The sequence below is a fragment of the Bradyrhizobium sp. UFLA05-108 genome (genome assembly GCF_059803455.1).
The window spans coordinates 63,023-77,415 of record NZ_JBANAZ010000016.1 but is presented as its reverse complement, the minus strand read 5'-3'; the positions used below and the strand labels follow the sequence as shown (position 1 = coordinate 77,415).

The window sequence follows — 14,393 nt, the reverse complement described above, 5'->3', positions numbered from 1 at the left end:
CGCATTCTTCTGACTGCGTTGGCGCTGATCATCGGATCCCATGCGATGGTCTTGGCCATAGCAGAGGTGATGGCGTTGGAGCACACGACATTTCCTGCCGATGCAGCCAGGATTAGCTCGCGCTGGACTGAAGATCTGCCCTCCTCACTGGCAACGCTCTCTCCCTTCGGATCGGAGCTGGAGAGCAATCATGCCCTGATCGCCGCTCTGCAGGCGATCCAGTCTGGTCAGCAAAAGCCGGCGACCGTGCGATCGACAAAGCATGCAGACGCCATCGGCAGGGTCAGGCGGACGCTCTCAATCGCGCCTTACAATTCTGAACTGTGGCTGGCGCTGGCGCTGCTTCAGGCCCAACGCGACCCCCACGATCCCGTCGCGGTCGAGGCGCTGAAGATGGCTTATTATATCGCGCCAAACGACCAGCGCTTGATCCCAGTGCGGATCGACATAGCGAGCCGCTCCGATGCGCTGGCCATTCCGGACGTCAAGGACCTCGTACGCAACGATGTTCGGCTGATTTTGACCCGAGAGCCTGAATCGAAATCAGCACTCGTGTCGGCCTATCGGCGGGCATCAGACCTCGGCAAGGCTTTCCTGGAAGACGCTGTCGAATCGATCGATCCGTCATTCCTTGCGACACTGCGCGGCTGATTACGATGCGGTCAGCAGTCCATGCATGCTCGCCGTTTGACGACCGCTTCCCCTCTTGCTCTTCGATCCTAGTCGCGGCCTCGCCGAATGACGCGCGATCGACCGCTCTCAATCGGCTTCCTGATACATCAGCGCGACTGCGGTGCGGAAAATGATCCTGACGTCGAGCCAGATGCTCCAGTGCCTCACATACCAGGCCTCGCACTGCACGCGCTTCTCCATCAGGTCGACGGTGGGCGTCGCTCCCCCGAAGCCGTTGGCTTGGGCCCAATCGATCAGGCCGGGCTTCATTTGGTAGCGCCAGACGTATTTGCTGATTAAACGGTCATAGACCAGCGCATGCGGACGCGGCCCGACCAGGGAAATCTCACCCCGCAGCACGTTCCAGAGCTGGGGCAGCTCTTCAATGCTGGTCTTGCGCAAGAACTCTCCGACTCGCGTCACCCGCCCACCATTGGCTTGCGGGACCTTGGAGCCGTTCTCGGCCACGCCTATGCTGCGGAACCTCCAGATCTCGAACGGCTTGCCGTTGAGACCACGACGCGACTGGCGAAGAATGATCGGGCCCGGAGTTTCCAACTTGATCAGGATCGCCGTCGTGATGATCAGTGGTGCCAGCGCTACAAGGGTGACGGACGCACATCCGATATCGAGACAGCGCTTCTGAAATCGTTCGCGCACCGACAGGGAAGGCCTCTGAAGCTCAATAGCGACGGCTTCGCTGACTGGCAAAAGCGGCCGCGCGCTCGACTCCGCGATCGAGTAATCGCGACTCGGCTGCAGAATCGTCGGTCTCTGCAACTGAGTGCCGCAGTTCGGCTCCAATATGCGGAGTTCATCGGAGCGATACGCGCTCGCAGACATATCGAACCCTCCGCTCAGCGGCAACGGCCGCGTGAACCAAAAACCAACAAACACAACAAGTTTTGGCGAAAGGAACGAGCACAACGCGGAATGGGCTGCAACTGTTGCCCATCCAAGTTTGGAAGTGCGCTACAGAGCGAAGTTGCTTACCAAACACAGCGACATTGTGGCGCCGCTTCAAAGAGCTAAGTTGCGCGGGCTTGATATCATATCTCGAATTCTTCGTTGAGCAGCGGCCAGGCCCTCCCGCCGGAGGCTGGGAAACGTGCCCCGGTTATGTTTTCACACCGGCGAGAGCGGGAGCCCGGCGTCAGTCGCGATCGGTTCCGACGATGTTGTGCTTCGCCTCGAAGAACCAGCGATCCCAGGTGTGTCGATCGCAGACCGTAGTTGTCCCGGTCGCAATGACGATCATTGACGTAGCCGACTTTTGCCCGAATTGATAAAAACGACCGAGAGAGCTCCGAGGGCAGTTCTTGACTCCATACTTGATCCTGTATTTTTGGAAAGACCGGATGTCGGCTATACTTGTCATATTGAGCATCTGGCTGCTGCTCAACGTTCTATTCGTTCTGATCGTGGTACCTCCAAGGAAATCGAGCTCACGGCCCTCAAGAACCACCTTTGCGCCCGCTCCGATCGACAAGCACAAAGACCGGCTTGATCAAGGCGAACCAGTTTCGCTTCGCCATGTCTTCGTGTCACGTGCGTTGGGAACCTTTTTCATCCTAGCCTCGCCGCTGACCGCGGGACGTGATGCGATCGTGCGGCTCCGGAAGAGGATGCAGGATCCAGGACAGCGCCGCTGACAAGGTTAACGCAAGACCTTTGACGCAAAGCCCTACGGATGGGTTCTTGGTGCTGCTTCTCCTTGCGCTTCACGTAGACGCTAGTAGGCCTCCTGGAACAATACGGAAGCCGCCGTGCGCGACAAGATCTTGAGGTCGAGCCAAATGCTCCAGTTGCTGACGTACCAAACGTCATATTCCACCCGCTTCTCCATCAGGTCGATGGTCGGTGTTTCACCACGGAAGCCGTTAACCTGGGCCCAGCCGGTCAGTCCTGGCTTCATGTGGTGGCGGTAGACGTAGTTAGTAATAATCTCATCGTAGTATTTGTCGTGCGCAAGCGCGTGCGGGCGCGGCCCAACCAATGACATATCGCCGCGCAGCACGTTCCAGAGCTGGGGCAATTCATCGATGCTCGTCATGCGAAGGAGACGCCCGATCCGCGTCACTCGCGCGTCATGCTTCGTTGCCTGGATGATCGTCTGACCGTTCTCGCAGACCGTCATGCTACGAAATTTCCAGATTTCAAAGGGCTTGCCGTTGAAGCCCCGTCGCGATTGCCGGAAGATCGCGGCACCAGGTGAATCCAGCTTGATCAGAACGGCGACCATCACGAGCAGCGGCGCCAAAGTGACAAGAGCAAAGGCCGCGACACCCACATCAAGGCAACGCTTCTGCAGGCGCTCGAACACGGTCAGCGGAGGTCGCTGGATCTCGATCGCCACCGTGCCGCTGACCGGCAAGAACGGGCGTGACACGAGATCGGCGATCGAATTATCCGGAAGAACGCGTATCGGCTGCGGCACCGCGCGCAGATGTTGTCCGAGCTTCGGCAGCAACGGCAGCTCATTCCAGTCAACCGCAAGAAGATACTCGTCGACATCGACCGCGCGCGACTGCCGGATGATATCGCGAATCTGTGTCTTCCACCCGCTATCGCCATTATCGTTGGCAAGCACGAAATGGCGCACCACGTCGAACCCATTCCTGCGCAGGTCCTTGAATCGATCTGTGGTGAAATCAATCGGCCTGAGACTAAGCAGTACAACCTTCCGATCGACCAGCCGGCCATTCGCAAAACTCGTGCCGAGTGCAAACTGCCATGCGAAGCGCAGACTGAGCAGTCCGATGCCGCCGACTGCAGCAAACAAGATGACGGTGCCGCGGGAGAGATTGTCCGTCGATTTCAGTAGAAACGCCGCGACGGCAAGAATCGTCAGTGACGCGAGCCAAATGATGAGAGCTTTGCGCAACTGCCAGACGAGATTAAGCAACCGATGCGTCGCGTACACGCCTTTGAAATAGGCAATAGCAACGAACACCGCGCCTACGATTAGTCCCGCGCCGAGCGAGGCTCCGTCAGCATTGGAAGCGACGATGCCGCTGTAGAACAGGGAAGCCACGACATAACAAAGCAAGATCAGCAGGAAGTCGGCCGCAATAACGAAGACCTGAAAGGGACGCTGCAGAACGGCGCCGTGCGCTGACGAGACCGTCTCAACATCATCTGAACCGTATGTTGCTACAGCCATTCGAACCTCTGCGTGTCGATCGGATTGCTTCCGAGAGGAGACTTGATCCCTGGAGCGCGCGACACTCGTCGCGATCGCGAACACTTGCGAATTTCGACGCGGAGGTTGTTGACTGATCGCAGCGATATTGTGGCACCGCACGCAAAATCTTTGCGATGCAGAGAAGCATGCGATCTCTGAATTGCAGAGACAGATTCTCGAGGCTGTTTTGTCGGCGTTAACATTTGATAAGTGATGCGCGGCACCTTGCATCAACACGCTTGTTGATGGTTTACAACAGTTGATCTCGCGCGACGACGTCTAGCGGACAATCATCGCTTTCATGAGTTATCGGGCGCTCGCTCTCCATCGTCACCGCCCGTACGTGTCATGTCAGAGTCCATGCCCAAAATTTAGTAACGCGGCACTTGTTGCCGCATCAAGCCCTCGGGCGTCGTTTGCAGTTCCAGACCTCATGTTGTGATATAGCGACGGAACACTGTAGCGACGGAGCAGTTCCGGTCGGTGTGCTGAAGAGCTGGACGTGAAGCCGAGAGGACCCGCACGCTCGAACACAGATGGCCACGCTTCGGTTCCTTGCATCTGGAAAAAAACAATCTCCGAAGTTCCGGGATACGGTTCCTCACGTTTCATGGAAGCGCGCCGGGAACTTTCCAGCGCAGCATTCATAAAATAGGCCATCCTTCGGTGCTGAATGACTGCCTTCCGCGTGGGCAGCGCATAGGCGCTGATGTCTTACGTTGTCGGATTCTGACGAAGCTGCATGTTGGCTGAATGCCAATCTCGCCAACATCGATACCGGCGCCTATGCAATAGGCGGCCCTCACGACGACCCAAGACAGTCGCATGCTCGAGAGGGCCACAGAACCGCTCTCCGGCACAAACCACCACAGTGGAAGCAACGCGCGGACGATGCCAGGAGGTGGCGGCCGGGCAGCAGTTGCGCGGCTCAAATTCGTGCAAGGCAATCGCCTCCGTCAAATAGCGGCACGTGTGCGAATGGCGCTGCCATCTGGTGGGGGCAACGAAAACGTCGAGGTCCAGTTGATGAGCGCATCAACTGCCCCAATCAGATGCTGGCGCTACCGAGTGGACGTCGCGGCGAACGCCCCTCCGCGTGGAGCCGTTCTCGGCTTCTTGCATCTTCTCTAGCTACCCGCATGCCAGGAAGGGCACGCCCTTTGGAAGTCAGCCTGGGCCAGAGCTTCATCGAGCGCAGCGATTACTCGCAATCCGTATTTTCCTGACGAGCAAAGGATGCGTTGGGATTGCAATGGTACCCAGCGCCCTTAGGGAACTCCGGGTAGCGCTTTCCTCACATGGACAGGCGTCCCTCTTCGGGCGCAGGAGGCGGTCCACGGTCATTTAATTTTGTTCTGATTACGTTTAATGATACAAGATCAGCATTTCTAATCATCGGCGTTACAATGGTGACCCGTTCCCCGCCTATCGCGTCCCATATACCGGCAAACCAAGATACTTATCTCGTGCTGGATGACCTAGGCGGGCGGCTCGGGCGCGCTTGGTGCGAGACGGATGAAGACAGTGCGGACCGAGCAACACTAATTCGGCGTCTTTTGGATGGTCAGTACATTCATCCAGCACGCATCGTGGCCTTCAACACGGCCGAGGGCTGGTCTCGCGATGTAACTGCGGAAATCGCAGATGAACTTCGTCGCCGTTTTGTCGAACTCGACGAGATGGAGCCATCCGTCCTTGAGTTTCTCGACAGACTAGTGAGGCGTCGATGACTTTCGTATCCCCAAAAGCGGCCTACCAAGCGATCTCACCTCGACAGCAATCACGCATTCGGGCGATTCGAGCCGGCGCGCTTGTGAACCACGCATTGAGCTTGGGTGCTCCAGCTCCGCTGATGCCGCAGCTCCCTTAATACGCTCCGCCTATATGCCGTCTCTCTCCGGAAAGCGACGACCCCGACATCCAGGGGGGCTGGGGGCAGGTGGGGATGATGCCGGGGCCGTCGTCAGGTTATCGCCTCGCGGAATCACCGCCAAGCCTCCATAGCTTATCCTATTTTTAAATAATTTAAACATTTAATTTCGATTAATTTTATATTTTCGATTTATCGGCGAGGTAAGCATGGCGCCAGACGCCCCGACGCTAATCTCGGGACGATCAATCTTCAGTTTCCCCACCGGGACGCCGTCCACCCCAGGAAGCCGGTGGAAACCACCACTCTGCTCGCCGTCGCGCCTTATCGCCTGGCCGTTCAACACGAAATTGACCCCGGCACCCGAGCGTCCGCTTTGGAGGCGATGGGGATGGGTTGCCGGGGTCGTGGTCAGGTCCTGTGCTTGATGCGTGCATCCGGCACCAAGCTTCGTCACCTTATTATATTATCTTGCAACGATCTAGTTAATTTTAAAACCTTTAATTTATTATTTTTAAATGGCCCTTCAGGGCAAATGGTAGATGGAGACGGCTCCAGTCGCAGGGGTTTGAGCCGAGCCGCCAGGTCCTATTCCATGTGCCAGCATCCGTGGCAATCGGCACCGACATTTCCGTAGATTACTCGCTACGCAGAAGGGGCGTCGAAATGATGCAGTTTGTGCCCAAGCTGGCCGCAGGACCACCGTGATCTTGGCTTGAAACTGTCGCGAGCAGCTTTGTGCTGACCTTAGTGCAACCGCAACGAGAGGCTGAAGCCCGCCTCCATATTCGGCTGTCCGACCCCCGCGCAATTCCTTTTCCAAGGCTGCGGTCAGCGTCGGCCTTCCTCGGCGCCAGGGAGATCCCCTCGTGAGACGGAGTTCACTGCTCTGACCTACGGTCTGTGCTCTGTCGATTGAGCATCTCGAGACGGCGTTCAAGTTTTTGCTTTTTGGCAGATAATCTTGCGGCGAGAATATCGTTGACCGCGCTGTGGAGTTCCCACAGCTCGTCAACAGACATATTCTCAAACTGTTTCCGATCCATGATCCCCCCGAATCATGCTTTCATAGTTTGAACTCACTGCGCGGCGGCTGGCAACTAATCGTCGGTTTAGCGCATCAAGTACTGTTAGTTGTGATTCCTACGTGCCGACTGTCGTTCGATGTCCGAAGAGGCTTGATGAAGCCGGACAAATCCCCAGCCGCGCCGCCGTCGTTTCTCGCCTGGGCAGTCTTCAAAATTGAACGAAAACAGCGGCCTGCGATTTGCGATTGAGCTATCGCTGCCGCTCTCGTCTTTTGCCAACGCGGCGAAGCGCTTAATCCTCAACTTACCGAACTGGACGAGTTGCGAGCCCGAGCGCGCGAAGCGTCGCGGAAAGGCAACCCCGTTGGGGGCGTCCATCGCCAGGCGGCGAGCCAAGGCAACGAGCGATTAACGATGAACTCGTAGCATGGTCTTGTCGTTGATCTGTAGCTACCCCACGCGAGGTGGTTCAGCAGCTGAGTCAATACCATGAAGGACCTCAGGGAAAAGTTGGAGAACCTCCGCGCCGATGCCGCGGAGTTCGCCCTCATGAGCAGGCGGGCGAATGATGCGGAAAAGCGGGAACGGTTCGCACGCTTGGCAGATGAGATCGCAATAGAGGCTCTTGAACTTGAGCAGATTCTCGGGCGGCAGAGCGTGCGCTCAGGCCCGGTGATCGAACCGGACTCGGCTTCGATCGACCGACACAATGTGGTGCCGCTTGAAGTGCGATCGAAGCCATAAAGACGATCGTACGGCGGGGTCGCGCGGGCGTGGCTCTACCGTAAGCGCCGGAGCACGCTCTCTCTCCTGAAGAAAACAGAAGTTGCTATGACGGAAACACTCCAACCGAATTTCCGTGTTGAGGATTGCATTGCAGCATTCTGACCTCAGGTTCCAACGCAGCCAACCGCTGTATTTGCTATAACAGACACGGTTAATCGCAATGGAGTGCGGTTTAATGCGTGACGAGAGCTGGCTCTACAAGCTCTCAGCGATGCGCAGCGCATCCTTGAAGAATACCTGAAGCCTCAACCGCGCACTAACGAGCGCGTTATTCTCGATCAACTGGTTGAGGTGTTCGACTGTCCCGACCTTCTTGTGGCAATCGCCGCTAGCGCTATCGCGGTCCCCTTGCGCAAGCTTGAGCGCCGTCCGCCGAGTTCCCGCGCGTTCGGTGCGCTTGCAACAGTCTATTCCGACAACTTCCAGTATTTCAACCCGCTTGGTCATTCACGACGTAGCAACGCGGCAGTATTGGTTCCAATTCACGAAGCCCATAACACACGCGACTCACTTTCACCCAATCGCTGCCGAAACCAAACGGCTACTGCCAGGAAAGCTGCTGGGAGCCGATCGCATCGGCGTGGATCGCGTGGAACTTGGGTCGCCGAAACATTGCTTGAGGGGCGACATTTGATCGCATTTAACATATTTAATGAATATTGGGAAAACATGAGGATATAATCGTTTAAGTTGTCACAGCCGCGCAGGGAGAAAGTCAATGAAGATTGCCCAGTGCACTTTAACCGCCGCGGCTTTCGCTCTCGCTCTGGTGTTGTCCGCGCCACCAGCATCCGCCTGCAATGGCAACGGAAACTGTGAGAACGCTCCCGGCCAGATCAAAAAAGGCGGTGATGCGCACGGAGCTCCCGGACCTGTTGCGGGCGCAGGACTGCCCATTCTTGCAATCGGGTATGGCGTGTATTGGCTGGTGAAGCGCCGGCGACGGACTGGATAGCAGGCAGTTCTGATTGTCACGCTCCGCCACTTGGTCCCCTCCAAAAACCGGCTCGCGGCGTGATCAAGATCTCGCGACAGTCACCCCCTAACCCGTGCACGTACATAGATCGAGCAATCTTGCGCCAGTTTGAGCTTTTGCTCGGATAGCGCCGTTCCTTGTCGGCGTTCTTCATCCCGGGGGCGCGCTGAAGCTGTTGCGCGTGGTGTCGCACTCCTCGAGCTCAGTGTCATCTGCTTGGGCGAGGAGCGCCTTCCGATCGCCGCGCGCGTTGTCATTATTGAACCCGGCGTCATGTGACGCGAGTAACTTGCTCGTCGCGTCTAGGATCGCCAGGCCGTGATAGGACGCTTGCCGATTGCGGCCCGATGGATTTGCGATCGCTCCCGACTAAACGCGTCGGCCTTCTTGGTCGCCGTCACGCTGCTGCGGCGACCATCAGGATCGGTGCCCATAATCTCGAATTTCTGCAGCGATGAAGATCGGAATGTGAGCATCATTTGCGCCTCACTTGTCGCCGGATCGTCGCGATGGTCGCCGGTCTTGTGCATCTGCCGATAGTGGACCTTTTGCTCGGCGTTGACACGCGCCTGCGCGCACGGCAGCCAGAGCGCGTGGCCTTTGAGGCCGCCTCCTCCCAGGCCCGCCGAGCAGCGCATCGTCGTGGGGTCATCCGCACGCCGCACACTGTGCCGTAGCTGGAACGGTAGAGGAGTATCGCTATAAGGCTGGCGAAAGGCCAGCGGGATACTCAGATGACGCGCCCGCCCATTGATAGCTAAGCACTCGGGATATCGATCGCCCATTGCCATGGGTGGCACGTTGTTTGCGAGTTGGCCCATAGAACGCAAGGAGGCGTGCAACTATGGCACAACAAGCTCGCATTCTTAGACGCCAAAAGCCCACTCTGACACATATTGCTCGCCAGCTTGTGACGTTGCTGGAAGCGATCGACGAACTCGAGGATCTGCGAGAGAAGGTCCGGCTCGCCGAGGCAGCCCGGATTTTGCATTAGCGTCCCGCTCCAGGATGCGAACCACAGGGACATCGCCAACTTTCATCGTCTCGTTGGCTATGTTGTCACATCCAGCGGCTCGCCGGGCGCCTGAATTACAACGGATAAGTAATTTGCAAGCCATTTGGGGTCCCGTTTCTTTGCCAGGTCGGCGGCAAGGGTGCGAATTAACCACGAGCTCCCGTTCAATTTTAATGAGGCAACGATACGTCTTGTCGCGTAAACGACCCAGATCAACTTTGGGGGACAGCTACTTCTAGGACGTCGGCGGGACCTGTAAACTGATCTCCCTCGCAACCGCACTCATTCGACGGAAAACTATCTTCGCGTTTGAGATTTTCCCCATGATCGAACGTCGGGCACTGAAGCGCGTCCCGATCAACCGGCCGATGCATGCCGTGCTTCGAATTCCCGGGGCTCATGCGTAGCGCTTCATCAAACCCAAAAGACGCATCTTGATGAACGCGTCCGATTGCTCTGCGAGATCCTGCAATATCTTCGCGCGCGACCCATTAAATTCGTCTGACATGGTCGCCATGGCAGCAGTATGGCGGCTTGCTGCTCCCGAGAAAGGCCGTATCCCGGCGCTCGCCACTCCATCACGCAATCCAACGCTTGCGCCTGCAAAATCGGCGGGGCCGCCATCTCTCGACGGTCGGCCCCTAACCTTGCGGGTACGCAGGTCCCACATCTGACCATCCCGTTCGGCTACGCCAGACCTTCATGGAATTGCAGCCCGGCGACAACATCATTTCGCAATTTAAGTAAGCGGTGAAGGTTAATTCCCCAGCGGCTGCGATGGCCTCCAGTTGGAAGCGTATCCGTGCCCCGAGGTCCCACTCGCCATGAGAGACCTTATCTACCGGCAGATACTCCGAACCAGAAAATGTCGTCGGGCCAGCAGATGACGATGAGCCGACGCTATGCTCTGCAACAGGAAAAGAGAGCGCCGCGAGACATCCTTGAGCATAGAGGCCGGATCGCGACGACGTATCCCAATCGCCGATCGGAGGCGCAAACGCCGGAGGCCCGCCGTGGGACAATGCGAGGCCCGCACCGGTCTGGGACGATGCGCTGCTCCGCACTAACAAAGCATCGCTCCGCGAAATCAACGCGCCTTTCTGTCGAACGCGCGGCGCTTGTGGGCAGCGTCCAGAGGATGTCGCGAGCCGTTTCTGTCAATTAAACCGAGTTTGTCGCCAGACGGGCTCCGCCTCGCCGCAGATTCGGCCCGTCGAACGCGCTCGCGCAGTTCAAGAAGCTCGCGATATGCTGCCTCGAGCGGATCCGAGTTGGCCAGAGATGTTCGCGCTGCGTAATTCGTACTGCCATACGATGAATATCTAATCATGAAATCGCGCCGCCTGTGTTCAGGCAAGGGTCCGCTCGAAAAATCCATCGATCGATACCATTGCGATCTTGAAAGTTGCTCAACGTATCAGGGGCGTGCGGGTGCGCAAACGAACATCGCTCGTTAAGATTGATGCCAGCGTCAAAGGTTAAATCTGGAACCTATTTGGTGGCCACTCGACCAACGTGCTCCCGCGCAAAGCACTCTGAAGTCGGCGAAAATGAAATGGGTTTCGCGGCCGCGCAATTCCCAGGAATGCGCCTGCGCTCATACCTCGCCGGTGATCTGAGCTAACCAGCTGTAGCGGCTGGGCTCGGCGTATCTCCGATTGGGGCCTGAGCTGCCGCTCGTGTCTTTTGTCGAATGAGCTGCACGAATCTCGCAAACCGCATTGATGGGACGAGGTCAGAGAACATCTACTGTTGCGACCTCGGCGATTGGGTGTGCGACGCGCGTGATGAGCGGTATCTCCGCAGCTCAATGGTGCTTGACTCGAGCGCCGCTGCAACTATGTGCGCCGGTCCACCATCGCGGAGAATTCCGCGTATCGGTCCAGCCGTTCATGAATTGCGCAGGCACAGGCCGGGTCGATTCCGCGCCTTGGCAACCAAAGCCCAAACAAACGCACGGCCGAGGGGCGGCAGGCCGCTCGATCCGCTCAGGTCATCTGCCGCTTCTGATCAAGCGCTGGCCTAATCAGGAAATCATCCAGCTTCCGACCGCCCCGAAGTTCTGGCCTGAGCCATCGAGGCAGGCGGCCACGACCCGACCAGGTCTCCGCCGGGTTCTTCGGATTACGATACTTCGGATGAACCGGGGGATATCGGCGGCGCTTACGATCAAGCGGAGCGTGTTCGTGAGCCATTCCAATCTTGCGCAACCGCTCCTCTAATCTCGCTTTTTCTGCCAATAACTTCTTCTCGAGTTCGGAGGCCGCGACTTCGTGAAGTTTCCAAAGCTCTTCAAGGGAGAGCGACTTCAGGTGATCAATGTTCATAGCGCGATCCGGGTTCTTGGGAGCACTAACGAATAAAATCCACGCGGCAGAGACAAGCCCCCGCTTAGAAGGCAGTCTCGCAATCCACATTTAATTGCGGCACTTGGCGTCGAAAAAGGCTCAAGAGTGATAATTTTGCGACAATCGCGTGAAATTGAAGGCATTTTAACCGAGGGACCGGATTTGAGCAGCCACTGAAGGGCACGGTCATTCGGCGTGGATTGCGTGCGAGCTCAAGCTAGTGCGGTGGTTAATGCCATCACTGAAAAGCGATAGGGTCTCGTGGACGATCCCATTTAATTCCCGCACGTGGCTCAAATATGGGATAGTTCACAGAATTGTTTGATGGCTTGAGTAAGGTACCGCCGCACAGTTTTCTGGTTTTCGGGGACGAGTGGATGACGCGAAAGTTTTCGCCATTGGAAAAGCAAGCCGCGGACGCACTGAGGCGAGCGCGGCGACTTCCGGTTGGTCCGCACCGGAACGATCTTCGGCAACTTGCACGGGGACTTCGTTTGCTGCACCGCAAAGGAATGGACGCGCTCATCCACCAGCGAAGCACCGATGTCCCTGTCGAAGTCAATCATCTCGCCCAAAGCAAGCTATCAACATAGCCGGTCTAGGCCACACGACTTCGGCGTTTGCCACGCACAGGGCTACGACGACTGCTTCAATTTGACTTCGTTCTGCGCGAATTGTATCGCCCCCATCTGCTGCCGCAGATCAACGCGCGTAGGGCCGGTTGCAGTGCGTCAGCGCGCAGGCCTCATAGCATTCGAAACCATAGGTAGTGCGTGTTCCAGCCGATCGTGATCACCGATTCCAGGCCATCGTGATCACCCATTCCAGAGCATCGTGATCACCATTTCCAGCCGATCGTGATCGCTATTTCCAACGATCGTGATCGGGGACAACCGGGAGGCGCGCACCGCTGACAGTCTGCAACCGGGGTAGCTCGATCTTTTGCCAACCCGCAGAGGATCGAGATGCCGACAGAGAGACTGTCCATGCGCCACATTCGCGAAGTTCTACGCCTGCACTGCAGCGTCGGCATGTCGCAACGCGCCGTTGCCCGGAGCCTCGGCTTGGCCCAGGGCACGGTCAGCAAATACCTCAACCGAGCCCGCCGCGCCGGTCTGACCTGGCCGTTGCCGCCGGAGCTGGATGACGACGTCCAGCTCGAGAACCGCTTGTTTCCGCCGCCTTCCGATCGGCCCAGCGACGAGCGTCCGCATCCGGACTGGGCGCTCGTGCATCGCGAGCTGCGGCGGAGGAACGTCACGCTGATGCTGTTGTGGGAGGAGTATTGCGACGCAAACTCCGACAGCTTCAGCTATGCGTGGTTTTGCGAACGCTACAGGGAATGGGCCGGCCGTCTCAAGCCGACCCTGCGCCAGGTTCATGCCGCCGGCGAGAAGCTGTTCGGCGACTATTCTGGCCACACCATGGACCTGGTTGACGGGCTCACCGGCGAGGTGCGCAACGCGCAGATCTTCGTCGCCGTGCTCGGCGCCTCGAACTACACCTACGCCGAGGCCAGCCTCACCCAGAGCCTGCCCGACTGGATCGCCTCCCACGTCCGGGCCTTTGCCTTTTTCGGCGGTGTGGCCCGGCAGACGGTGAGCGACAATCTCAAGGCCGGCATCACGGGCCTGCTTTCACGAGCCGATGGTCAACCGGACCTATGCCGATCTCGCCCGCCATTATCGCACCGCCATCGTTCCTGCACGGCCGTATCGGCCGCGCGACAAAGCCAAGGTCGAAGTCGGGGTCCAAATCGTCGGGCGATGGATTCTGGCGCGCCTGCGCAACCACCGCTTCTTCTCGCTTGCCGCTCTCAATGAGGCGATTCACGCGCTGCTTGTCGATCTCAACAATCGACCATTGCGGAGCTGGGGGCGAAGCCGGCGCGACCTATTCGAAGAGCTCGATCGCCCGGCGTTAATCCCCTTGCCGGATGAGCCCTACGAGTACGCCGAGTGGAAGCGCTGCCGGGTCAACCTCGATTATCATATCGAGATCGCCAAGCATTACTACAGCGTGCCTCACCACCTCGTGCATCAGGAGGTCGAGGCTCGGATCACCGCGCGAACGGTTGAGATTTTCCTGCGCGGCAAGCGCATCGCCTCGCATCTGCGCAGCACGCTGCCGCATCGCCCGACGACGATTTCCGAGCATATGCCAAGCTCGCATCGCCGCTATCGTGACTGGACCCATGAGCGTATTCGTTCCGAAGCCGCCAAGGTCGGCCCCGACGCCGGGACCCTGATCGACGTCATCCTGCGGTCGCGACCACATCCGGAACAGGGCTTCCGCTCGGCCATCGGCATTCTCGGGCTGGTCAAGCGCTATGGCCAAGAGCGCGTCGACGCCGCCTGCGCCCGTGCCCTTCTCCTCAACGCCCGTTCGTACAAATCAGTCGCCGCCATCCTCAAGAACGGCACTGACAGAACCGCTCCGCCCGCCGAGGAGGCGCCCATCCTCTTCCACGCCAACATCCGTGGCCGCAGTTACTACAATTGATCAGGAGAGATC

The 14,393-nt window shown here is 58.0% G+C and carries 9 protein-coding genes and 1 pseudogene; 3 read left to right on the top strand and 7 right to left on the bottom strand.

Features of this window, described 5'->3' with window-relative positions:
* The first annotated feature begins 18 nt into the window (after positions 1–18).
* Positions 19–651, top strand: coding sequence for a hypothetical protein (locus SO140_RS14515; protein ID WP_449382850.1), 633 nt, complete (start codon positions 19–21; stop codon positions 649–651).
* 108 nt (positions 652–759) lie between these two features.
* Here the strand turns inward: SO140_RS14515 and SO140_RS14510 are convergent, their stop codons facing one another.
* From SO140_RS14510 to SO140_RS14500, 3 genes are all read right to left on the bottom strand, one after another.
* Entirely contained in the window at positions 760–1,332 is a 573-nt protein-coding gene (locus SO140_RS14510) for a sugar transferase (RefSeq protein WP_498542736.1), read from the bottom strand.
* Between the two features lie 1,072 nt (positions 1,333–2,404).
* Entirely contained in the window at positions 2,405–3,835 is a 1,431-nt protein-coding gene (locus SO140_RS14505) for an undecaprenyl-phosphate glucose phosphotransferase (protein ID WP_449382852.1), read from the bottom strand.
* Between the two features lie 2,772 nt (positions 3,836–6,607).
* Positions 6,608–6,772 (bottom strand): hypothetical protein, encoded by a 165-nt coding sequence (locus SO140_RS14500; protein ID WP_449382853.1) that lies wholly within the window; start codon positions 6,770–6,772, stop codon positions 6,608–6,610.
* Between the two features lie 471 nt (positions 6,773–7,243).
* Here SO140_RS14500 and SO140_RS14495 point away from each other — a divergent pair, with 471 nt between their 5' ends.
* Positions 7,244–7,498, top strand: coding sequence for a hypothetical protein (locus tag SO140_RS14495; RefSeq protein ID WP_449382854.1), 255 nt, complete (start codon positions 7,244–7,246; stop codon positions 7,496–7,498).
* Between the two features lie 237 nt (positions 7,499–7,735).
* On the opposite strand, the gene SO140_RS14490 is transcribed toward SO140_RS14495, so the two are convergent.
* The 4 genes from SO140_RS14490 to SO140_RS14475 form a co-directional block, all read right to left on the bottom strand.
* Entirely contained in the window at positions 7,736–7,987 is a 252-nt protein-coding gene (locus SO140_RS14490; protein WP_474799310.1) for a hypothetical protein, read from the bottom strand.
* 831 nt (positions 7,988–8,818) lie between these two features.
* A complete protein-coding gene (locus SO140_RS14485) occupies positions 8,819–9,307 on the bottom strand; it encodes a hypothetical protein (protein WP_474799308.1) in 489 nt (162 codons plus the stop codon).
* A gap of 621 nt (positions 9,308–9,928) precedes the next feature.
* Positions 9,929–10,201, bottom strand: a complete 273-nt coding sequence (locus tag SO140_RS14480; RefSeq protein ID WP_449382856.1) for a hypothetical protein — start codon at positions 10,199–10,201, stop codon at positions 9,929–9,931.
* Positions 10,202–11,519: 1,318 nt separating this feature from the next.
* Positions 11,520–11,858 carry an H-NS histone family protein gene (locus SO140_RS14475; protein ID WP_449382857.1) on the bottom strand — a complete coding sequence of 113 codons (339 nt, stop codon included), beginning with the start codon at positions 11,856–11,858 and terminating at the stop codon, positions 11,520–11,522.
* Between the two features lie 986 nt (positions 11,859–12,844).
* Between SO140_RS14475 and istA the strand changes: the two are divergent.
* Positions 12,845–14,381, top strand: a pseudogene (gene istA / locus SO140_RS14470) (IS21 family transposase).
* Positions 14,382–14,393 lie beyond the last annotated feature (12 nt).